The sequence below is a fragment of the Bradyrhizobium sp. UFLA01-814 genome (assembly GCF_046718885.1).
GTDB lineage: Bacteria > Pseudomonadota > Alphaproteobacteria > Rhizobiales > Xanthobacteraceae > Bradyrhizobium > Bradyrhizobium elkanii.
Map to the genome: position 1 here is coordinate 39,359 of NZ_JAQOSR010000002.1, position 21,651 is coordinate 61,009.

Here is a 21,651-nt window from a genome sequence, read left to right on the forward strand (position 1 = left end):
TTGTCGAGAAGATGCATCTCTTGGCCTTGGCCTGTGGAGTTGAAAATTCTAAAGTTGCGCTGCAATAGAGAAGAAATAATTTTCTCTTTGCTGGGCTTGATCGAGAGATAAATAGAAAATAATTTCAGTCAACCCCCAAATTGGGGAAGCGAGTGTCTGATGCGATATCTGCCGGTGTTTCTGGATCTGCAAAGCGGCAAGGTGCTGCTCGTTGGAGCGGGCGAGCTCGTGCGCGCCAAGTTGCGGCTGCTCGCAGCCGCCGGCGCCGCAGTGCGCTGGTACGCGACCGACGGCGATCATGACATTGCCGGTCTCGCGGCGGAGGACACCGCGCGGATCGAGCGCGCCGAAGGCGATCCGCTCGCCGCCGATCTCTCCGATGTCATCGCCGTCCTCTGTGCCGGCGCCGGCGAGATCGGTGTTGCGATGTCGGTGCGCGCCAAAGCGATCGGCCTGCCGGTCAATGTGATGGACGACCTCGTGCATTCCACCTTCATCATGCCGGCGATCGTCGATCGCGGCGATGTCGTGGTCGCGGTCGGCACCGGCGGTACGTCGCCGGTGGTGGCGCGCCGCATCCGCGAGAAGATCGAGGCGGTGCTGCCGGCGCGGATCGGCGATCTCGCCGGCTTCATCGGCGGCGTCCGCAAATCGATCCATGCCCGCATCGAAGAGTTTCCGCTGCGCCGCCGCTTCTGGGAGCGCATCGTCGACGGCCCGATCGGCGCACTGGTGCTGGCCGGCCGCAAGGACGAGGCCGAGCGGGCGCTGAACGCGATCACCGATCCCGCCGCATTCGCCGGCGCGAGCGCTGAAGGCAAAGCCATCGGTCATGTGACGCTGGTCGGCGCCGGTCCCGGCGATCCGGATCTGCTCACGGTGAAGGCGTTGCGCGCGCTACAGGATGCCGACGTCGTGTTCTATGACGAGTTGGTGTCGCCGGAAATTCTCGACCGCATCCGGCGTGATGCCACGCGGATCCCGGTCGGCCGCCGTGTCGGCAAGCCCGGCATCGGCCAGGACGCCATCAATGCATTGATGATCGAGGCCGCGCAGTCGGGCCAGCGCGCGGTGCGGCTGAAGGGCGGCGATCCTTTTATCTTCGGCCGCGGCGGCGAGGAGATCGAGGCGCTGCGCGATGCCGGCGTCGCTTATTCCATCATTCCGGGCGTCTCGGCCGGTCTGGGCGCGGCCGCGCAATTCGAAGTGCCGCTGACCTTCAGGCACGAGGCGCTGCGCATCACCTTCCTCACCGCGCACAAGGCGCGCGATGCCGAGGTCGTCGACTGGTCGGTGCTGACAGACAAGAAGATGACCGTCGTCGTCTATATGGGCATGACCGCGGCGCCCTCGATCCGCGAAGGCATGCTTGCCGCAGGCCGCTCGCCGGAGACGCCGGTCGGCGTGTTCGCGCGCGTGACGCGGCCGGATGCCAAGGCCGCGGTCGGCACGCTGGCGCGGCTGCCCGAACTCGTCAAAGAGGTCGATGGCGGTCCCGCCATTCTCATTATCGGCGACGTGGTCGCGCATTCCGCGCCGTGGAGCCGGTCCAACGTCACCCAACTCTTCTCCAACCAGATGTTCTCCGAACTGTTGAAAGCTGCCGAATGACCTCTCCGCTTGAACAGAAGAAAATCAGGATCACGGGCCCCTCGGTGGTGACCGCCAACCGCACCTGGGATGGTGCCGTGGTGTACCGAACCGCCAAGCAAGGCTGGTCCACCGAACTGTCCGATTCCGCTGTCGTCAGCACCTCCGACGATGCGCGCGCATTGCTGGCCGAAGCCACCGCCGACGACGTCGGCGCGGTCGGCCCCTACATCGCGCCGGTCGAGCTCAAGGACGGCGGCAAGCTCAAGCCGGGCAATCTTCGCGAACACATCCGCGCCAAGGGCGTCACGATCGATCTCCAGGTGCCGGCGTAAGGCTCATCCATCATGTATGCATATGACGAACTCGACCGCACGCTGATCAACGAGCGTGTTTCGGAATTCCGCGACCAGGTGAAGCGCCGCCTTTCCGGCGAGCTCACCGAGGACGAATTCAAGATCCTGCGCTTGCAGAACGGCGTGTACTTGCAGCTGCACGCCTACATGTTCCGCGTCGCGATCCCCTATGGCACGCTGTCGTCGAAGCAGCTGCGCCGGCTCGCCCATGTGGCGCGCCGCTACGATCGAGGCTACGGCCACTTCACCACGCGGCAGAACATCCAGTTCAACTGGATCAAGCTCGCCGAGCTGCCCGACGCGCTGGCCGATCTTGCGGAAGTCGGCATCCATGCGATGCAGACCTCCGGCAACAACATGCGCAACGTCACCTCGGACCAGTGGGCCGGCGTCGCGCCGGGCGAGATCGAAGATCCGCGGATCTGGTCGGAGATCCTGCGCCAGCACACCACGCTGCATCCGGAATTCTCGTTCCTGCCGCGCAAGTTCAAGATCGCGATCACCGCCGCCGAGCACGACCGCGCCGCGATCAAGATCCACGACATCGGGTTGCGGCTGCACAAGAACGCCGACGGCGAGACCGGTTTCGAGGTGCTGGTCGGCGGCGGCCTCGGCCGCACGCCGTTCATCGCCAAGACCATCAAGCCGTTCGTGCACGGCCGCGACATCCTGAGCTATGTCGAGGCGATCCTGCGCGTCTACAACCAGTACGGCCGCCGCGACAACATCTACAAGGCGCGCATCAAGATCCTGGTGCACGAGCTCGGCATCGAGAAGTTCGCCAAGGAAGTCGAGGAGGAGTGGAAGGCGATGGGCGATGTCGGGCTGACGCTCGATCACGCCGCCATCGAGGAGGTCCGCTCGCGCTTCTCCTATCCGCCTTACGAGAAGCTGCCGCACATGCCGGACGAGCTGAAGCAGGCCGCGCATGATCCGCTGTTCGAGCGCTGGCGCAAGAACTCGGTCGCGCCGCACAAGGTGCAGGGCTATTCGATCGTGACGCTGTCGCTGAAGCCGGTCGGTGGCCCTCCGGGCGATGCCACCGCCGAACAGATGGACGCGGTCGCCGATCTTGCCGACAAATATTCGTTCGGCGAGATCCGCGTCGGCCACGAGCAGAACCTGGCGCTGCCGCACGTCGCCAAGCGCGACCTGCCGCAGCTGTTCAAGGCGCTCGATCGCCTCGGCCTCGCGACGCCGAACGTCAACCTCGTCACCGACATCATCGCCTGCCCGGGGCTGGATTACTGCTCGCTGGCCAATGCGCGCTCGATCCCGATCGCGCAGGAGCTGACGCGCCGTTTCGCCAACCACGACACCGCCGACCTGATCGGCCGGCTGCACATCAACATCTCCGGCTGCATCAATGCCTGCGGCCATCACCATGTCGGCCACATCGGCATTCTCGGTGTCGAGAAGAACGGCGAGGAATTCTACCAGATCACGATCGGGGGCCGCGCCGACGAGAACGCGCAGTTGGGCACCTTGATCGGCCCGGCCGTTCCCTATGCGGAAGTCGCCGACGTGATCGAAGACATTGTCGAAGCCTATCTCGCGCTGCGCGACCGTCCCGAGGAATTGTTCGTCGATACGGTGAAGCGTCTGGGCGTCGAGCCTATCAGGGAGCGGGTCTATGCCACTCGTTAAGCAGGGAAGAATCACCACCGATCTGTTCGTGCATGTCGCCGACGGCGCCGAGCTGCCGGGCGACGGCGCGGTGCTGGTGAGCGCCGAGCGCTTTCTCGCCGATCCGGAGGCGCTGCTGCGCCGTCCCGGCAAGCTAGGGGTGATCTGGCCGAACAACCGCAACCTCGACGATCTCGTGCCGCATCTTGATCGGCTGGCCTCGGTCGCGCTGGTGTTTCCGACCTTCCGCGACGGCCGCGCCTACAGCCAGGCCCGCCTGCTGCGCGAGCGTTACGGCTATGACGGCGAGCTGCGCGCCACCGGCCAGATCCTGCGCGATCAGTTCGTGTTCATGACGCGCGCCGGCTTCGACGCCTTCGAGGTGAAGAAGGATGCCGATGCCGACGCGTTTGCCGCGACCATGAAGCGCTATTCGGTGTTCTACCAGCCGACCGGCGACGGCCGCGTCACCGCACTCAACCGCCGCATGCAGCTGCGTCACTCGGAGAGCGCCGGCCAGTGAGCACGCTTGCACCAGAGCTCGCAGTGGCGCCGGCCGCATTGCCCGCGGCCGATGCGCTCGATCGCGCGCTGCGCACGGCCTCACCCGCCGAGGTGATCGCGGCCGCGGTCAAGACGCTCGGCCGCGAGAAGGTGGCGCTCGTGTCGTCGTTCGGTACTGAATCCGCCGCGCTGCTCAAGGTGATGGCGGACGTCGATCCGGCGATCCCGGTGGTGTTTCTCGATACCGGCTGGCTGTTCGAGGAGACGCTGGCTTATCGTGACACTTTGATAGCCGCACTCGGCCTCACCGATGTGCGTTCGATCAAGCCCGATGAGGAAGCGCTGTCGCGCCAGGATCCGGACCGCGAATTGTGGTTCACCGATCCCGACGCCTGTTGCCGCATCCGCAAGGTCGAGCCGCTGGCGCGCGCGCTGAAGCCGTTCGCCGGCTGGATCAACGGCCGCAAGCGTTTCCAGGGCGGTGTCCGCGCCGACATCCCGGTTGTCGAGGATGACGGCGTCAGGCTGAAATTCAATCCGTTCGCCAATGTCTCCCGCGAGGAGATCGAGGCGATCTACACGCTCGGCAAGCTGCCGCCGCATCCACTTGTCGCATCGGGATATCAGTCGGTCGGGTGTATGCCTTGCAGCAGCCGGTCCGCTGCCGGCGAGGATGCGCGCGACGGCCGCTGGCGCGGCCGGGCCAAGACTGAATGCGGCATCCATACAATGAAGATGTCATAGGGCATGGAGCAGGGCGCTCGATCGCGATGACGGTTCATCGCGATTTGGCGACGCGACAAAGCCTTCGCAGTGCGGCGACTTCGTAGCACAAGCGCGCTGCGCCGCCGAAAACAAAGAAAACCGGTTTCGTTGACTTAAGACCACTTCGCCGTGAGTTATGTCTTGCGTGTTCCCTGACATTTCTCAGGTTGAATGGAGACAGAAATGATCCGTCGTATCCTGCCGCTGGTCGCGGGACTGTTGTGGGCGAGCTCGGCCGTTGCGGCCGACTACTCGCTGCTGAACGTGTCCTACGATCCGACGCGCGAGCTCTATGTCGATTTCAACAAAGCGTTCGCCGCGGCCTATCAGAAGGAAACCGGCAAGAGCGTCGAGATCAAGCAGTCGCATGGCGGCTCGGGTTCGCAGGCGCGCTCGGTGATCGACGGATTGCAGGCCGATGTCGTCACGCTGGCGCTTGCCTATGACATCGATGCGATCGCGGGCAAGGGCCTGATCGCCGCCGACTGGCAGAAGCGGCTGCCGCTCAATGCCTCGCCCTACACCTCGACCATCGTGTTCCTGGTGCGCAAGGGCAATCCCAAGGGCATCAAGGATTGGGACGATTTGATCAAGCCCGGCGTCAGCGTCATCACGCCGAACCCGAAGACCTCGGGCGGCGCGCGCTGGAATTATCTTGCCGCCTGGGGCTATGCGCAGAAGAAGTTCGGCTCGGCCGACAAGGCGAAGAAATTCGTCGCCGATCTCTATCAGAACGTCCCGGTGCTCGACACCGGCGCGCGCGGCTCGACCGTCACCTTCGTCGAGCGCGGCGTCGGCGACGTGCTGCTGGCATGGGAGAACGAAGCCTTTCTGGCGCTGCGCGAATTCGGCGCGGACAAGTTCGAGATCGTGGCCCCGCCGCAGTCGATCCTCGCCGAGCCGCCGGTCGCCGTGGTCGACAAGGTGACCGACAAGAAGGGCACCCGGGCGGTCGCCGAAGCCTATCTGAAGTACTGGTACACCAAGGAAGGTCAGGAGATCGCCGCGCGCAACTCCTACCGGCCGCGCGATCCCGAGATCGCCAAGGAGTACGAAAAATCCTTCGCCAAGGTTGAACTTTTCACCATCGACGACGTTTTTGGTGGTTGGACCAAGGCGCAGAAGGAGCACTTCGCCGAGGGCGGCATCTTCGATCAGATTTACAAGAACTGATCGGATTATCAGGGGGATATGTGAGCACAGCGGTTGCACGGCGCAGTACCCTGCCGGGGTTCGGTCTCACCATGGGACTGACCCTGACATGGCTCTCCGTTATCATCCTGATTCCGCTGGCCGCGCTGTTCCTCAAGACGTTCGAGCTCAGCCTCGACCAGTTCTGGGGCATCATCACCAGCCGCCGCACCCTGAATGCCCTGAAGATTTCGTTTGGGCTTTCGTTTGCGGCCGCCTGCGTCAACCTGGTGATGGGCACCATCATCGTCTGGGCGCTGGTGCGCTACCGCTTTCCGGGCCGGCGGCTGTTCGACGCCATCGTCGATATTCCCTTTGCCTTGCCGACGGCGGTCGCCGGCGTCGCGCTGACGCAGCTGTTCGCCCAGAAGGGCTGGCTCGGCGCGCCGCTCGCCGAGCTCGGCATCAAGGTCGCGTTCACGCCGATCGGCATCTTCATCGCGATGATCTTCATCGGCATTCCGTTCGTGGTGCGTACGGTACAGCCGGTGCTGATCGATCTCGATCCCGAGATCGAGGAGGCGGCGGCGAGCCTGGGCGCCAATCGCTGGCACACCGTGTTTCGCGTCATCCTACCGAGTTTGATCCCGGCGCTGCTCACCGGCTTTGCGCTGGCCTTTGCCCGCGCCATCGGTGAATACGGGTCGGTGATCTTCATCGCGGGCAATCTGCCCAATGTCTCCGAGATCGCGCCGCTGCTGATCGTGATCCGGCTGTCGGAATTCCGCTATGCCGATGCCACCGCGATCGCGGTCGTGATGCTGGTGGCCTCGTTCCTGATCATCTTCCTGATCAACCGGCTGCAGCGCTGGGCGCAAGCCCGCATCCCCGTGCATTGAGGTCTTGAGAGATGTCGATGCAGACGGGATTGGTGACCTCGACCACGCAACTGCGGACCTACGCACCCGCGACCGATGTCAGCGTGGCGGCGCCGGCGCCGCGGCTCGAGATCGCGCGCGCGGAGCCGGGGACGGCGCAGCGCAATTTGCGCACCGAGCCCGGCCCGGTCCGCTTGATCATCATCGCGCTCGCGATCGCCTTCCTCAGCATCTTCGTCGTGCTGCCGCTGGTCGTGGTGTTTGCGTCGGCCTTCTCGAAGGGGATCGGCGCCTATCTCGCGGCGCTGGCGGAGCCCGAGGCGCTCGCCGCCATCAAGCTGACGCTCTTGATCGCCGCGATCTCGGTCACGCTCAACCTCGTGTTCGGCGTGATCGCGGCCTGGGCGATCTCGAAGTTCGAGTTCACCGGCAAGACTTTCCTGATCACGCTGATCGACCTGCCGTTCTCGGTCTCGCCGGTGATTTCGGGCCTGGTCTTCGTGCTGCTGTTCGGCGCGCAGGGCTATTTCGGGCCGTGGCTGCAGGCGCATAACGTCCACATCCTGTTCGCGGTGCCCGGCATCGCGCTGGCGACGATCTTCGTCACTTTCCCCTTCGTGGCGCGCGCGCTGATCCCGCTGATGCAGGAGCAGGGCACCCAGGAAGAGGAGGCGGCGATCTCGCTCGGCGCCTCCGGCCTGCAGACCTTCTTCCGCGTCACGCTGCCCAATATCAAATGGGGCCTGCTGTACGGCGTCCTGCTCTGCAACGCGCGCGCGATGGGCGAGTTCGGCGCGGTGTCGGTCGTCTCCGGCCACATCCGCGGCGAGACCAACACGATGCCGCTCTTGGTCGAAATTCTCTACAACGAATACCAGTTCGTCGCCTCGTTCGCGATCGCGTCGCTGCTCGCGATGCTGGCACTGATCACCCTGGTGGCGAAAACCGTTCTCGAGCGGCGGCTCGACGAGGCAGAGGTGCCCGATGGCGATTGAAGTCAAGAATATCGTAAAGACGTTCGGCAGCTTCGCCGCGCTCGACAATGTCGATCTCAAGGTCGCCGACGGCGAGTTGCTGGCCCTGCTCGGTCCATCGGGTTCCGGCAAGACGACGCTGCTGCGCATCATCGCAGGCCTGGACTGGCCTGACTCGGGCGAGGTCGCGATCGACGGCGAGAATGCGCTCTCGCGCGGCGCCAGCGAGCGCCAGGTCGGCTTTGTGTTCCAGCACTACGCACTGTTCCGCCACATGACGGTGTTCGAGAACGTCGCCTTCGGCCTGCGCGTGCAGCCGCGCGCGATCCGCAAGGACGAGGCGACGATCCGTGCTCGCGTCAAGGAGTTGCTCGACCTGGTGCAGCTCGATTGGCTGGCCAACCGCTATCCCAGCCAATTGTCCGGCGGCCAGCGCCAGCGCATCGCGCTGGCGCGCGCGCTCGCGATCGAGCCGCGGATCCTCCTGCTCGACGAGCCGTTCGGCGCGCTCGATGCCAAGGTGCGCAAGGAGCTCAGGCAATGGCTGCGCTCGCTGCACAACGAGATCCACGTCACCTCGATCTTCGTCACCCATGACCAGGAAGAAGCGCTCGAAGTCGCCAACCGCGTCGTGGTGATGGACAAGGGCAAGATCGAGCAGATCGGCTCGCCCGGCGAGGTCTATGACAATCCGGCGACCGCCTTCGTGCACGGCTTCATCGGCGAATCCATCGTGCTGCCGGTCGACGTCGCCGGCGATGCGGTGCGGCTGGACGGCCGTCCCCTGAACATTCCGGCTTTGGGCGCGGCGTCGGGCGCGGCAAAACTGTTCGTCCGCCGCCACGACATGGCGGTCGGCCCGGCTGGAACCGGCGCCCTGGAAGGCGCCATCCGGCATGTCCGTTCGTTCGGTCCGATCCAGCGCGCCGAGGTGACCCTGTCGGGGAGCGAGGGCAAGACCGTGATCGAGATCGACGCCCCCCGCGACCGCGAGCTCCAGGCCGGCGAAATCGTCTCCCTGCAGCCCCGCCGCTACCGGATCTTTGCCGCCCAGGAGTAGGCATCCAACCGCTCGATCCGACCTCCCCTTGAAAAGGGGAGGTCGCTTTGCTCGCCAGAGCAAAGCGGGTGGGGATCTGCTCTCTCCGCATACACCGTCACCCGTGGCTGACCCCCATCCCGACCTTCCCCCTTTCAGGGGGAAGGGGAAGACCCGTAGCTCGGATGCACAGCAGCGAAATCCGGGGCTTCGTTCCGCGGATGGGCTGTCCCGGATTACGCTTCGCTTCATCCGGGCTACCAGGCCAACAATCTCACCTGTCATTCCGGGACGGTCCGCAGGACCGAACCCGGAATCTCGAGATTCCGGGTTCGATGCTACCGCATCGCCCCGGAATGACGGCGTTTTGTGTGGCCAAAAGTTAGCCCCTGTTCACCATTCAGCCACGGTTGGTATGCAACAACGGCGGGCCAACCTTGGGGGTTCTCAAAAGTGAAACGGACGACGGTCGCCCTGTTCGGGCTTCTGGTGCTTGCCGGCTGCGCCGCCGACACCAAACTCCCGGAAGAACCGACCATGTATCTCAACATGGCACAGCCCGGCGCGGTGCTGGATAGCCAGGCCGCCGCAATCATGTTCTCGCAGTACCGCCAGAACAATGGTCTTGGGACTGTGGTGGTGGATCCGGACCTGACCAAGCTCGCCGAGCAGCAATCGCAGGCGATGGCCGCCCGCAACAAGATGGACCACGACGTGAAGGCCCCGCTCGGCAAGCGGCTGCAGGCCGGGGGCTATCCTGCGACGGTGGCGGTCGAGAACATCTCGGCCGGCTATCACACGCTTGCCGAAGCCTTTTCGGGCTGGCGCGATTCACCGCCGCACAAGGCCAATATGCTGAAGGGCGGTGTCACAAAAATGGGCATCGCGGCGGTCTATGCACCCAACACCAAGTACAAGGTGTTCTGGACGCTCATTTTGGCGGCAACCTGATCTCGATAAATTCCGCGTGATCTGGAGCATGATCCGGAAAAGTGTGAGGCGGTTTTCCCTGCGACAAACGCGAAGCGTTTGCGCGGAGATCATGCTCAAACAAAGAGCCCTGCATCTCGTTGATTGACGCCGCGGCGAACAGCGGCCACGGTGCGCCGTTCTCGTTGTTTGCAGCCCCAACGGTTACGAATGGATACTTCGGATTCCGCGCCGGCCTCGACGCCCGCGCAAGCGCAACGCGTCCTGGTTCTTCAGGGCGGCGGCGCGCTCGGCTCCTATCAGGCCGGCGCCTTTCAGGCGCTCTGTCACGCAGGCTTCGAGCCGGAATGGATCGCCGGCATCTCGATCGGCGCCATCAACGCCGCGATCATCGCCGGCAACGAGCCGGCCGAGCGCGTGCCGCGGTTGAAGGAATTCTGGGAGATGGTGTCGGCGCCGGTGCCGTGGAATCCGGTCTCGAAGCATGAACGCGCCCGCTCGCTGTTCAACGAGACCAGCGCCGCCATCATCGCGACCTTCGGCGTGCCCGGCTTCTTCACGCCGCGGATTCCGCCGGCGCCGCTGTGGCCGCCCGGCAGCTCGCAATCGCTGAGCTATTACGACACCGCGCCCCTGAAGAAGACGCTGGAGCGCCTGGTTGATTTCGACCGCATCAACGATCTGAAGACGCGCCTGTCGGTCGGCGCGGTCAGCGTCACCTCGGGCAATTTCCGCTATTTCGACAATTACGAGTTCAGGAAGCTCGGCAAGAAGATAGGTCCCGAGCACATCATGGCCTCGGGCGCGCTGCCGCCGGGCTTTCCGTCCGTCGTCATCGAGGGCGAGCATTACTGGGACGGCGGCATCGCCTCCAACACCCCGCTCGACTTCGTGCTCGACGAGGAGACCAGCCGCGATCTCCTGATCTTCCAGGTCGATCTGTTCAGCGCGCGCGGGCCGTTGCCGGAGACGCTGCTGGAGGCCGCCGAGCGCGAAAAGGACATCCGCTATTCCAGCCGGACGCGGATGAACACCGACAAGAACAGGCAGATCCACAACGCCCGCATGGCGGTGCGTGACCTGATCGGCAAGCTGCCCGATTACCTGAAGAACGATCCGTCGGTGGAGCTGCTGCGCAAGGCGTCCAAGGAGAACACCGTCACGGTGGTTCACCTGATCTACAAGAGCAAGAACTACGAGAGCTCCTCGAAGGACTACGACTTCTCCCATGTTGCGATGGTCGAGCACTGGGGCGCGGGCGTCCGCGACGTGCATTTGTCGATGCGTCACAAAGAATGGCTAGAACGGACGCAGTCCGGGGAGACCATGGTGACTTACGATCTCACGGGGGATGAACCCACACCCCCCGCAAGCAAATAGGAGCGACCGATAATGGGTACGTTGACAGGCAAGACCGCCGTTGTGACCGGCTCGACCAGCGGCATCGGATTGGCGATCGCGCGCGCCTTCGCGGGTGCCGGCGCCAATATCGTTCTCAACGGCATGGGCGTTCCGGCCGATATCGAGAAGGAGCGTTCCGGCATCGAGACCGACTTCAAGGTCAAGGCCGTGCATTCGCCGGCCGACATGACCAAGCCGGCCGAGATCGCCGACATGATTGCGCTCGGCGAGAAGACCTTCGGTTCGGTCGATATCCTCGTCAACAATGCCGGCATCCAGTTCGTGTCGCCGATCGAGGAATTCCCGCCGGAGAAGTGGGAAGCGATCATCGCGATCAATCTGTCGTCGGCGTTCTACGGCATCCGCGCCGCGGTGCCCGGCATGAAGAAGCGCGGCTGGGGCCGCATCATCAACACCGCCTCGGCCCACTCGCTGGTCGCTTCGCCCTTCAAGTCGGCCTATGTCTCGGCCAAGCACGGCATTGCCGGCCTCACCAAGACGGTGGCGCTGGAGCTCGCGCAGCACAAGATCACCTGCAACTGCATCAGCCCGGGCTATGTCTGGACCCCGCTGGTCGAGCACCAGATTCCGGAGACCATGAAGGCGCGCAACATGACCAAGGAGCAGGTCATCAAGGACGTGCTGCTCGCCGCGCAGCCGACTAAGGAGTTCGTGACCTCCGATCAGGTCGCAGCGCTCGCGCTGTTCCTGTGCAGCGACGATGCCGCGCAGATCACCGGCTCCAACTACTCGATCGACGGCGGCTGGACCGCGGAGTAATTTTCCGACGGGATTTGGCGGCCTAAGAACAAGCCGGCCCTGATTGGATCAGGGCCGGCTTTTGTTTTGAGGCCGCGAGCCAGGGTGGACGACATCGCAGGCGGTGCGCATGTCGGCGTCGTCGCCATCGCCTGGAGCCATCCCTTTCGGCAAATTTTCGCAACTTTTTCCGATCGGATTCAGGACGATTTGGCACGCCGTGAGATGATGGCATGGGCATTCGTGGCGAGGAGCAAATCGGATGGAGCAGCGGCAGCCATATGACGAGGTGATGGGCAAATCGGATTCCGAGCTTCGGCCCACCTCCCAGCTACGGCTCAAGGGCCAGGTGGTCCTCGCCGGGAGCGCCGGTTACGACGAGGCGCGCAGGGTCTGGAACGGTGCCGTCGACAGGCGGCCGGCCATGATCGCCTACTGCGCGGATACCCGGGACGTGGTCGAGGCTGTGACGTTCGCGCGGTCCCGCACGTTCCCGGTGGCCGTTCGCAGCGGAGGCCACAATGTCGCTGGCCTCTCGGTCTGTGACGGCGGCATGGTCATCGACCTGTCGCGGATGAAACGCATCGATGTTGATCCGGTCCGGCGCACCGCGCGCGCGGAGGCCGGCCTCGATCTCGGCGAATTCGATCGGGCCACGCAGGCGCACGGCCTCGCGACCACCATGGGGGTCAACAGCGACACCGGCATCGCCGGGCTGACGCTTGGCGGCGGCTTCGGCAAGCTCGGGCGAAAATACGGGTTGACCTGCGACAACCTGATTGCCGCCGAAGTGGTGACGGCCGAGGGAGGGGTCATAAGGGCCAGCGCGACCGAACACCCCGACCTGCACTGGGGCTTGAAAGGCGGCGGCGGCAATTTCGGCATCGTGACTGCGTTCGAATACCAGTTGCATCCGATCGGCACGTCGTTGCCCGTCGCGTCAACGCTTTATCCTTACGATCAGGCGCGCGAGGCCATGCAGTTCTACGATGAATTCGCCCGAAACGCTGCCGACGAGGTCAACGTCGATGCGGCCCTTGTGACGCTGCCGTCGGGCGACCGGTTCTTCAACATCTCCGGTTGTTACGTCGGCTCGCATCATGACGGTGAGCGCGCGCTTTCGCCGATCGTCAAGTTCGGCTCGCCCGTCGAGACGCGCCTCGCAACCGTGCCCTATCTCGAGATTCAGTCGGGTGGCGATGCCCTGTTTCCGCGGGGACGCCGCTATTACTGGAAGGCGCAGTTCCTGCGCGAGATCGGTGCGGGCGCGATCGACGCGCTGCTCGACGCCTATGCGAGAGCCCCCAACACCTCGTCCTTGCTGGTCCTCCAGCATGTCGGCGGCGCGATTGCACGGGTTCCGGTATCGAACTCGCCCTACGCAAACCGCGATGCGGCGTTCGACTGCTTCCCGGTCGCGATCTGGGACGATCCGGCCGGTGACGAGGCGAACATGCGTTGGGCGCGCGAACTGTGGAGCGCCGTCAGGCCCTATTCGACCGGCGGCGTCTATGCCAACAACCTGGGGGATGAGGGCGAAGACCGGGTGCGCGACGCCTATGGCGAAAATTACGCACGTCTCGTCGCGCTCAAGAACAAGTACGATCCGACGAATTTCTTCCGCCTGAACCAGAACATCAAGCCGACGACATAGTTCTGGGCATCGGAGAAAATCCAAATGCGAAGCCGCTGGACCATTCTTGCTGCTCTGTTCGTCGCTCGTGCCACCATCGCCTTTCAGTTTCAGAGCGTCGCGGCCATCGCGCCGCAGCTCAGCCAGGGTCTGGGCGCGAGCCTCGCCGATATCGGCGTTCTGATCGGGCTCTACTTTGCGCCGGGCGCCTTGCTTGCCTTGCCTGGCGGCGCGATCGGCCGTCGCTATGGCGACAAGGTGGTGGTCCTTGCCGGTCTCCTGATGATGCTGGCGGGCGAACTGCTGATGACCACGTCAACGTCGTGGAGCGTGCAGATCGCGGGCCGACTGACTGCCGGCATCGGCGGCGTCCTCCTGAACGTTCTGATGACCAAGATGGTCGCGGACTGGTTTACCGGCCGGGAAATCGCCACCGCGATGGCCATTTTCATCAACTCATGGCCGGCCGGCATCGCAGTCGCTCTCATGCTGTTGCCGGCAATCGGAGCCACGCTCGGACTCCATGCCGTCAATCTTGCCGTCGCCGGGGTGATCCTGGTCGGTCTCGGCCTCATCGCTCTGGTTTATCGCGCGCCGGATGCGGCCGTCGCGGTTGAAGGCGAGCACAGCAGCCTGACCGCCGACACGATCTGCGCCGTGATTGCCGCCGGCCTGATCTGGTGCCTCTACAACATCGGTTTTGCGATGATCTTCAGTTTCGGTCCGTCGATGCTTGTCGAGCAAGGCTGGTCCGGCGCCGCAGCCGGATCGACCATCAGTATCGTGCTCTGGCTCGCCGCCTTTTCGGTGCCCTTGGGCGGCTTCCTCGCCGATCGGACCAGGCGCGGCGAGGTGATCCTGGTCACGGGCTGCATCGCCTTCGCGCTCCTGACACTGCTCCTGTCGCGCAGCGGCACGGTGCTTCCCGTCGTCATCGCTCTTGGAATCCTCTGCGGCCTGCCTGCCGGTCCGATCATGAGCCTGCCTGCGCGTGTGCTCGAGCAGAAGACGCGGCCGATCGGAATGGGAATATTCTACACCGTCTTCTACGCCGGCATGCTGGCGGGACCTGCGATCGGAGGAAAGCTCTCCACCGCGGTCGGCTCCGCCAGCGCGGCGCTCGACTTCGGCGCCGCCGTGCTCCTGGCTTGCCCGGCCGTGCTGTGGTTCTTCCGCCGCATGGTTGCCGGCCACTCTTGGAGGCAGGCGGACATCAGGCGCGCCTGACAGGCGCAAGGCTGAACGCGGTCAGGCAGGTTTTCCAGTCCGGCGGCGGTCATGCCACCGCCGCTTGCCGAATGCCAGCACGTGCAGCCCGAGGCGCGAGCGCACCACATAGAACAAGAGGATCGTCTCGAAGGTCAGCGACAGCGAGGTCGACGCGGCGGCGCCCATGCCGCCGTAGCGGGGGACGAGGGCGATGCAGAGCCCGACATTCATCAGGAACGACACCGCATAGGCGATGGCGCAGATGCTCTGGTGGCCGAGCATGTTCAACAGCCGCTCCACCGGGCCGATCGCCGAGCGGACCACGAGCCCGATCGCGGCGACGAACATGATGCTGTAGCCGTCGACGAATTTCGGGCCGAACAGCCACAGCAGCGGCTTGCCGAACGCCAGCAGGGCGACGGTCGCGAGCAGCGAGGGCCAGAACGTCCAGCTGATGGCGTGCGCGACATAGGCCGACAGCCGGTCCTTGTCGCCGAGCGCATTGTATTCGGCGAAGCGGTGCGCCGTGGTCGCGGCCATCGCGTAGTGCACGAACGACACCAGCGCCAGCGTCTTCACCACGGCGAAATAGATGCCGACCTCCTCGGACGAGCGGAATTGCTGCAGCATCAGCACGTCGGTGTAGCCGAGCAGCAGATAGAAGCTCTCGACCAGCATGATCGGCAGCGAGATCGCGAACCAGCCTTTGACGTCGTAGCTCCTCTCGCCCACCCCGAGATGGGCGGTGAGGCGGCGGTTGAGCACGACCATCTGGCCGATCGCCGCGATGTACACCGCGGCGGCGCTCGCGATCATCGCCGCGGTGGCGCCGAGATTGAGGCCGAGCGCCAGCGCGCCGGCGGTCAGCGCGATGATCAGCCCCTGCCGCACGATGAACTGCGGCATCAGGCCGAGTTGCATCCAGTCATGCGCGCGCGAGATGCCGTCCTGGGTGTTGGCGACGACGAAGGGCGGCAAGGTCAGGCAGCCGATGTAGAGCGGCACCACCGCGTTGGGATCGATCCAGGGCGAGGCGAGGTGGATCACGCCGGCGAGCAGCAGCGCGACCATGCTGGACGTCGCAAGCACCACCCAGCGGCCGCCGGAGAGGAAGCCGCGCAGCGCCGCAAGGTCGCCGCGCGCGCGGTATTCCGGAATGATCTTCTGCGCGGAGGGCGCGATGCCGAAATCCATGGTGCTGCCGAGCAGCAGCACCCAGGTCCAGACATAGACATAGATGCCGTAATCCGAGCCGCTCATCCAGCGCGCCAGCAGGATCTGCGCGAGATAGGCGATGGCGGCGCTGATGACGCGGATGGCGAAGATCATGCCGGCGAGGCGCTTGGTGACCGACGCTTCCTTGGTGCCGCCGAGCGCGCGCGCGGCGAGCCCTCGCAGGCGTGCGGCCCGGCCCAATGGCGCAGAGGTTGCGGATTGTGTCTCCATCACAGCCAAGGCGGAAAAATTCCTAAAGCGCCGCGAGGCGGCAATGGCCCCGATCTATCAACGAAACGTTAAGATTGGGTTGGGTGACTGCACCCCTACGGCGTCGTCCCGGGGCAGTGCGAAGCACTGAACCTCAGGTGCGCAATTGCGCACCGGGGGAGCTCGAGATTCCGGGTTCGATGCGCTGCATTGCCCCGGAATGACCCTACGGCTCAATTCAAATTGATATTGAATTCGTAGCTTTTGTCGCCGCCGACCAGCGTCAGCTTCAGCGCGGCGCCGTCGGCCTTGGCGCCGGGCGGCAGGCCGTCAAGCTCGAAAGAGAAGCGCTTCACGCCCGGCGGCGCGTGTTCGACGAGCTTGGGCACCGGCAGCGCCCAGTCGGGCGTCGGCCCCTCGACGAACAGGCTGAGGTCCTTACTCTCGGGCGCGCTGACATCGACCAGCACGCTATTCTTACCGTCGCGCTTGACGTCGCGGATCGAAAACGGGATGGGGTCGCCGATATTGGCGGGCTTCGGCACCGCGTTGAGCGCTTCCGACAGCGCGGCGTCCTCGGTCGATGCGACGCTCGCGAACGCCAGCTCGGCCTTCGCCTCCACCGGCACGCACAGCTTCTCGCACACGGCGTAGTTGATGTCGGCGCGCAGCACCAGCGGCTTGTCGGGATTCTTCGCCACGATGCGCAGCGGCAGCACCACCTGGTGCTTGTAGCCGAGCGAGGTGCCGCCGGCGCCGTCGTCGAATTGCCGCGGCGCCGGCCACATCACGGTGACCGCCTCGACGTTATCCGACCTGGAGAAATCGAACCGCGGCGGCACGCCGGAATCGCCGGGCGTCCGCCAATAGGTCTTCCAGCCGTCCTGCAACTGGAACGCAATGCCGCCAAGCAGCACCGCGCCGCTGCGCGATCCGGCGAGCAGCCGCACCGCCGAATGCGTGTCCTGTTGCCACGGCGAGGCGTCGTCGGCGCGAACCTCCGTTGCCATACATGCGACGGAAAACAGGGCGGCAACGCCAAATGCGGCACGCAAGGGAACTATGACGATCATGAGACGTCTTTACCTGCAACTTTCGGTGCAAACCATTGAATTGCTTGTGATGCATCGCCGCACGGCGGTCGATGGTTGATTGACAGAACCGCCACCCGATATCAGGATGTCAAATCAGCAGGAAAGGCCTTTGCGGATGCGCCCTGAAGGCAAAACAGGCAAGACTCGAAAGACCGCCGCCGGCAGGAGCCCGGCCGTCGGTGCCCATGCCGCCGAAGGCGGCTATCTCGACGGCCAGATGCTGATCGCGATGCCTGTCATGAACGACCCCCGCTTCGAACGCTCCGTAATCTACATGTGCGCGCATTCCTCCGAGGGCGCGATGGGCATCATCGTCAACCGTCCCGCCGGCAGCATCGATTTCCCCGGGCTCCTCGTGCAGCTCGACATCATCGAGAAGTCGGACCGGATCACGCTGCCCGAGAATGCCGAGATGATGAAGGTGATGAAGGGCGGGCCGGTCGACACCGGCCGCGGCTTCGTGCTGCATTCCAGCGACTTCTACATTCAGGATGCGACACTGAACATCGACGACGGCATCTCGCTCACCGCGACCGTCGATATCCTGAAAGCGATCGCCAAGGGCGCCGGCCCCAAGCACGCGATCCTCGCGCTCGGCTATGCCGGCTGGGCGCCGGGCCAGCTCGAGAACGAGATCCAGCACAATGGCTGGCTGCATTGCGACGCCGATCCGGAGCTGATCTTCGGTACCGACGTCGACGAGAAATACGCGCGCGCCTTGCGCAAGATCGGCATCGAGGCCGGCATGCTGTCGAACGACGCGGGCCACGCGTAGCGCCCCGCCCACAGTGTCGTCCCTGCGAAAGCAGGGACCCATAACCACAGGACGCGCGGATGGAGCGAGCTGGGGCCACAGCGCCGCACAATAATGGCGCCCTGTGGTTATGGGTCCCGGGTCGCGCTTCGCTTGCCCGGGACGACGGCTGTGGGGTTGGCTACGACAGCGGTGAGTGGGGCTACGATGGCGGCGCTAGCTACTCCGCCGCTTCCTGCGCGACCGTCGGCTGGGTGCCCGCGACCGTGGCGCGGCGCATGTCACGGGGCTGCGACTGGTCGTAGTGGCGGACGCGGTGCACGGTCTGGCGGTTGTCCCACATCACGAGGTCATGCACCGTCCATTTGTGCACATAGACGAACTCGGGCTGCGTCGCGTGCTCGGTGAGGTCGCGCAGCAGCAGCCGCGCCTCCGGCATGCTCATGCCCCTGATGGCGCCGGCGTGCGAGGACAGATACAGCGACTTGCGGCCGTGCACCGGATGCGTCCGCACCAGGCGCTGCAGCACCGGCTTGAACATCTGCTTCTCCTCGTCGGTGTAGTCGAGGAAGCCGAGCGAGCCGCGCGAATACATCAGCGAGTGTTCGCAGATCATGTCCTCGAGCTCGGCCTTGGTCTCGTCGTCGAGCGCGTCATAGGCGGCGCGCATGTCGGCGAATTCGGTGTTGCCGCCCTTCGGGTTCACCACGCGCGCCGACAACAGCGAGAATTTCGCCGGGATCGGCCGGAACGAGCTGTCGGAGTGCCACAGGCAGTTGCCGAGGTTGAACAGGTGGGTGCGGTGATCCTTCGGCAGCGGTTTGCCGTCCTTGCCGAGATTGGAGACGTCGTTGAGCCCTGCGGAGAGACGATAGTCCTCCTTCTTCGCCACGGTGCCGCCGCGCGCATCTTCGCGCTCGCCGAAGTTCAGCGCGAATGCCATCTGCTGCTCGTCGGTGATGTCCTGGCCGTGGAACACGAGCACGGCGTATTTGTCCATGCCGGCCTCGATGTCGATCGCTTCCTGCTTCGTCAGCGGCTTGCGCAGATCGACGCCGGAGACCTCGCCGACGAAGTGCTTGTGAAGCTGCCGGATCAGGACCGTCATTGGCGTATCTCCCCGTCTGTCGCGGGCGGTTTTCCCGCTTCGTTTGACGGGAAGGCTACTCACCACGCGCGCGCTGTCAACGCTTCGCGGCCGCGCGCGGATCAGGCATTCCGCGCCATCAACCCGCCGTCGACCGGAATCACGGCGCCGGTCAGGAACGACGCCGCGGGCAGGCACAGGCTCAGCGTCATGTGCGCGACCTCTTCCGGATCGCCGTAACGGGCGAGCGCGGTGCGGCGCTTGGCGTAGAGCGTCTTGTGCTCCTCGGAAATGCGGTCGGTGATCGCGGTGCGGATCGGGCCCGGGCAGATGCAGTTCACGGTGATGCCTTCGCGTCCCAGTTCCACCGCGAGCGAGCGCGTCAGGCTGGTGACGCCGCCTTTCGCCGCGGAGTAGGGGCTGTGCAGCGCGGTCGCGCCGAGCGCCTCGGTCGAGGCGATGTTGACGATGCGCGGCGAGCGCGACTTGCGCAGGTATGGCAGTGCCGCGCGGATGATGCGCGGATGTGCCGTCAGCATCACCGCGATGCCCTTGGCCCAGGCGTCCTCGTAAGCGGGATCGTCGATCGGCACGCGCACCGAGATGCCGGCATTGTTGACGATGATGTCGAGCCCGCCGAAATGCGCGGCGACGTCGTTGACGACTTTGGTGATGGCGTCGCGATCGCCGACGTCGAGCGTCCAGGCCTTCGCCGAGCCGCCGCTTGCCGAAATCTCCTTCGCCACCGCCTGCGTGCCTTCTTCGGTCAGGTCGGTGACCGCGACATTGGCGCCTTCATCGGCGAACACCCGCGCGGTGGCGCGGCCCATGCCGCTGGCGGCGCCGGTGACGAGAACGGTGAGGCCCTTCACCGAACGGCTGAGCTGCTTGTATTCGGACATGACGGACCCCCCGTTGATTTTTTGCGTTGTGAGAGACGGCAACGCTGGCACCGATCGCAAGATACGTCAAACCAGCGACCCGATATCGGCATGCGCGCAGCGCGTTAACGCAAGTTTCCCGGTTGGCTTTCCGAAAAGGATCATGCTCAATCAAGACAACAGCACGAGAGAGGAACGCGCGATGAACGAGCTCAATTTCGGCGGCAAGCAAATATTGGTGGTCGGCGGCTCCAGCGGCATCGGCAACGGCATCGCGCAGGCGTTCCGCGCCAGGGGCGCGCGCGTCGCGATCTGCGGTACGCGCGCGCAGGCGAGCGATTATTCCACCGAGGAAGGCTCGCATCTCGAGGGCCTCGCCTACGCGCAGCTCGATGTCAGCAACCCGCAGGCGATCGAGGCCTTCAAGCCGTCGTTCGACCGGCTCGACGTGCTGGTGCTGGCGCAGGGCGCGGTGATTTACCGCCGCGGGGAATTCGAGATGGAGGGTTTTCGCAAGGTGCTCGAGGTCAACCTGATGAGCCTGATGGCCTGCGCGACCAAATTCCACACGATGCTTAGCGCAGCCAAGGGCTCGCTGATCATCGTGAGCTCGACCGCGGCCTATCATTCCACCATGGGCAATCCGGCCTACAACGCCTCGAAGACCGGCGCCGTCGGGCTGACGCGCACGCTCGGCGAGACCTGGGCGGAGAACGGCATCCGCGTCAACGGCATCGCGCCCGGCCTCGTCGACACCAAGATGACCAAGGCGACGACCGCAAATCCGAAGCGTCTCGAAGGCGCGCTCGAGCGCATTCCGCTGAAGCGTCTCGGCACACCCGCCGACATGGCCGGCGCCGCGTTGTTCCTGGCCTCGCCGCTCGCCTCCTACATCGTCGGCCAGACCATCGTCGTCGACGGTGGGCTGATCCTCTAGAGCATGATCCGGAACAGCGTGACGCGGTTTTCCCTCGCGACAAACGCGGGGCGTTTGCGCGGAGATCATGCTCGAATAGGGAGGCCAAAGCGCGACTATTGCGCTTTGGCGCACAGGAACCTGCGCGCCGTTTCCCGGTTAGCTCCCGGACAGATCAGGGAGCGTGACGATGGACAAGGATCGGATTTTCGGAACGGCGAAGGAGTTCGCGGGCAAGGCCGAAGGCGCGGTCGGCGATGCGACCGGCGATGCGCAGACCCAGGCCTCGGGCCGCGTGCGCGAAGCCGCAGGCTCGGTGCAGGATCTCTACGGCCAGGCCAAGGACGCCGCGCGCGACGCCGCCGACACCGCGGTCAACTACGCCAAGGACGCCTATGAGCATCGCGGCGAGACGGTTCGCAGCGGACAAAAGGCGATGGCGCATGCGGTGCAGGAGAACCCGCTGGGATCGCTGCTGATCGCCGGCGGCATCGGCTTTGCGCTCGCGCTCCTGATGACGCGCCAGCCACGCCGCCCGCCGCCGTCGCGCTGGCGCTATTACGGTTGATACCATCTCGCCCACCGTCATTGCGAGGAGCGAAGCGACGAAGCAATCCAGCCGTCCGCGCGTGCGGATCGATGGATTGCTTCGCTGAGCCTGTCATCGGGCGCGCGTTCGCGCGACCCGTTGGCTCGCAA

General features: G+C 64.8%; 22 protein-coding genes. 18 read left to right on the forward strand and 4 right to left on the reverse strand.

Going from position 1 to position 21,651, the window contains the following annotated elements:
• Window positions 1–159: 159 nt before the first annotated feature.
• The 15 genes from cysG (at window position 160) to PMN64_RS00935 (ending at window position 14,813) form a co-directional block, all read left to right on the forward strand.
• Window positions 160–1,611, forward strand: coding sequence for a siroheme synthase CysG (gene cysG / locus PMN64_RS00865; protein WP_411779269.1), 1,452 nt, complete (start codon window positions 160–162; stop codon window positions 1,609–1,611).
• Window positions 1,608–1,925, forward strand: a complete 318-nt coding sequence (locus tag PMN64_RS00870; protein ID WP_028334721.1) for a DUF2849 domain-containing protein — start codon at window positions 1,608–1,610, stop codon at window positions 1,923–1,925. The genes cysG and PMN64_RS00870 overlap by 4 nt, the downstream gene beginning before the upstream one ends.
• 12 nt (window positions 1,926–1,937) lie before the next feature.
• Window positions 1,938–3,593: a nitrite/sulfite reductase gene (locus PMN64_RS00875; protein WP_411779270.1), complete on the forward strand. Its 1,656-nt coding sequence runs from the start codon at window positions 1,938–1,940 to the stop codon at window positions 3,591–3,593.
• Window positions 3,580–4,095, forward strand: coding sequence for a DUF934 domain-containing protein (locus PMN64_RS00880; protein ID WP_016845212.1), 516 nt, complete (start codon window positions 3,580–3,582; stop codon window positions 4,093–4,095). Before PMN64_RS00875 ends, PMN64_RS00880 begins: the two co-directional genes overlap by 14 nt.
• Entirely contained in the window at window positions 4,092–4,820 is a 729-nt protein-coding gene (locus tag PMN64_RS00885) for a phosphoadenylyl-sulfate reductase (RefSeq protein WP_411779271.1), read from the forward strand. Before PMN64_RS00880 ends, PMN64_RS00885 begins: the two co-directional genes overlap by 4 nt.
• Before the next feature lie 204 nt (window positions 4,821–5,024).
• Window positions 5,025–6,014 (forward strand): sulfate ABC transporter substrate-binding protein, encoded by a 990-nt coding sequence (locus PMN64_RS00890; protein ID WP_411779273.1) that lies wholly within the window; start codon window positions 5,025–5,027, stop codon window positions 6,012–6,014.
• Between the two features lie 50 nt (window positions 6,015–6,064).
• Window positions 6,065–6,871 (forward strand): sulfate ABC transporter permease subunit CysT, encoded by an 807-nt coding sequence (gene cysT / locus PMN64_RS00895; RefSeq protein WP_028342242.1) that lies wholly within the window; start codon window positions 6,065–6,067, stop codon window positions 6,869–6,871.
• Window positions 6,872–6,882: 11 nt separating this feature from the next.
• On the forward strand, window positions 6,883–7,845 hold the full coding sequence (gene cysW / locus PMN64_RS00900; RefSeq protein WP_411779274.1) for a sulfate ABC transporter permease subunit CysW: 963 nt from the start codon (window positions 6,883–6,885) through the stop codon (window positions 7,843–7,845).
• Complete coding sequence (locus PMN64_RS00905) at window positions 7,835–8,884, forward strand: sulfate/molybdate ABC transporter ATP-binding protein (protein WP_411779275.1); 1,050 nt, start codon at window positions 7,835–7,837, stop codon at window positions 8,882–8,884. The genes cysW and PMN64_RS00905 overlap by 11 nt, the downstream gene beginning before the upstream one ends.
• A gap of 432 nt (window positions 8,885–9,316) precedes the next feature.
• Window positions 9,317–9,814 carry a CAP domain-containing protein gene (locus tag PMN64_RS00910; RefSeq protein WP_028342239.1) on the forward strand — a complete coding sequence of 166 codons (498 nt, stop codon included), beginning with the start codon at window positions 9,317–9,319 and terminating at the stop codon, window positions 9,812–9,814.
• A 189-nt stretch (window positions 9,815–10,003) separates the two neighbouring features.
• Window positions 10,004–11,173, forward strand: a complete 1,170-nt coding sequence (locus PMN64_RS00915) for a DUF3734 domain-containing protein (RefSeq protein ID WP_411779276.1) — start codon at window positions 10,004–10,006, stop codon at window positions 11,171–11,173.
• A gap of 12 nt (window positions 11,174–11,185) precedes the next feature.
• Entirely contained in the window at window positions 11,186–11,974 is a 789-nt protein-coding gene (locus PMN64_RS00920; RefSeq protein ID WP_304498496.1) for a 3-hydroxybutyrate dehydrogenase, read from the forward strand.
• A gap of 84 nt (window positions 11,975–12,058) precedes the next feature.
• Window positions 12,059–12,238, forward strand: coding sequence for a hypothetical protein (locus tag PMN64_RS00925; protein WP_411779278.1), 180 nt, complete (start codon window positions 12,059–12,061; stop codon window positions 12,236–12,238).
• Window positions 12,216–13,607, forward strand: coding sequence for an FAD-binding oxidoreductase (locus tag PMN64_RS00930; protein ID WP_411779279.1), 1,392 nt, complete (start codon window positions 12,216–12,218; stop codon window positions 13,605–13,607). The genes PMN64_RS00925 and PMN64_RS00930 overlap by 23 nt, the downstream gene beginning before the upstream one ends.
• A 24-nt stretch (window positions 13,608–13,631) precedes the next feature.
• On the forward strand, window positions 13,632–14,813 hold the full coding sequence (locus tag PMN64_RS00935; RefSeq protein WP_411779280.1) for a CynX/NimT family MFS transporter: 1,182 nt from the start codon (window positions 13,632–13,634) through the stop codon (window positions 14,811–14,813).
• 21 nt (window positions 14,814–14,834) lie between these two features.
• Here PMN64_RS00935 and PMN64_RS00940 read toward each other — a convergent pair whose 3' ends face one another.
• Together PMN64_RS00940 and PMN64_RS00945 are read right to left on the reverse strand one after the other, a co-directional pair.
• Window positions 14,835–16,241: an oligosaccharide flippase family protein gene (locus PMN64_RS00940; RefSeq protein WP_411779345.1), complete on the reverse strand. Its 1,407-nt coding sequence runs from the start codon at window positions 16,239–16,241 to the stop codon at window positions 14,835–14,837.
• Between the two features lie 212 nt (window positions 16,242–16,453).
• Window positions 16,454–17,293: a protein-disulfide reductase DsbD domain-containing protein gene (locus PMN64_RS00945; protein WP_411779281.1), complete on the reverse strand. Its 840-nt coding sequence runs from the start codon at window positions 17,291–17,293 to the stop codon at window positions 16,454–16,456.
• A gap of 136 nt (window positions 17,294–17,429) precedes the next feature.
• Here PMN64_RS00945 and PMN64_RS00950 point away from each other — a divergent pair, with 136 nt between their 5' ends.
• Complete coding sequence (locus PMN64_RS00950; protein ID WP_411779282.1) at window positions 17,430–18,089, forward strand: YqgE/AlgH family protein; 660 nt, start codon at window positions 17,430–17,432, stop codon at window positions 18,087–18,089.
• Between the two features lie 199 nt (window positions 18,090–18,288).
• Here PMN64_RS00950 and PMN64_RS00955 read toward each other — a convergent pair whose 3' ends face one another.
• On the reverse strand, window positions 18,289–19,176 hold the full coding sequence (locus PMN64_RS00955) for a TauD/TfdA dioxygenase family protein (protein ID WP_411779283.1): 888 nt from the start codon (window positions 19,174–19,176) through the stop codon (window positions 18,289–18,291).
• Window positions 19,177–19,277: 101 nt separating this feature from the next.
• Window positions 19,278–20,057: an SDR family NAD(P)-dependent oxidoreductase gene (locus PMN64_RS00960; RefSeq protein ID WP_253604649.1), complete on the reverse strand. Its 780-nt coding sequence runs from the start codon at window positions 20,055–20,057 to the stop codon at window positions 19,278–19,280.
• A 181-nt stretch (window positions 20,058–20,238) separates the two neighbouring features.
• Here PMN64_RS00960 and PMN64_RS00965 point away from each other — a divergent pair, with 181 nt between their 5' ends.
• Window positions 20,239–20,973 (forward strand): SDR family NAD(P)-dependent oxidoreductase, encoded by a 735-nt coding sequence (locus tag PMN64_RS00965; RefSeq protein ID WP_411779284.1) that lies wholly within the window; start codon window positions 20,239–20,241, stop codon window positions 20,971–20,973.
• 169 nt (window positions 20,974–21,142) lie between these two features.
• The gene (locus tag PMN64_RS00970) at window positions 21,143–21,520 is read left to right on the forward strand and encodes a CsbD family protein (protein WP_028334740.1); all 378 of its coding nucleotides are present in this window, start codon (window positions 21,143–21,145) and stop codon (window positions 21,518–21,520) included.
• Window positions 21,521–21,651 lie beyond the last annotated feature (131 nt).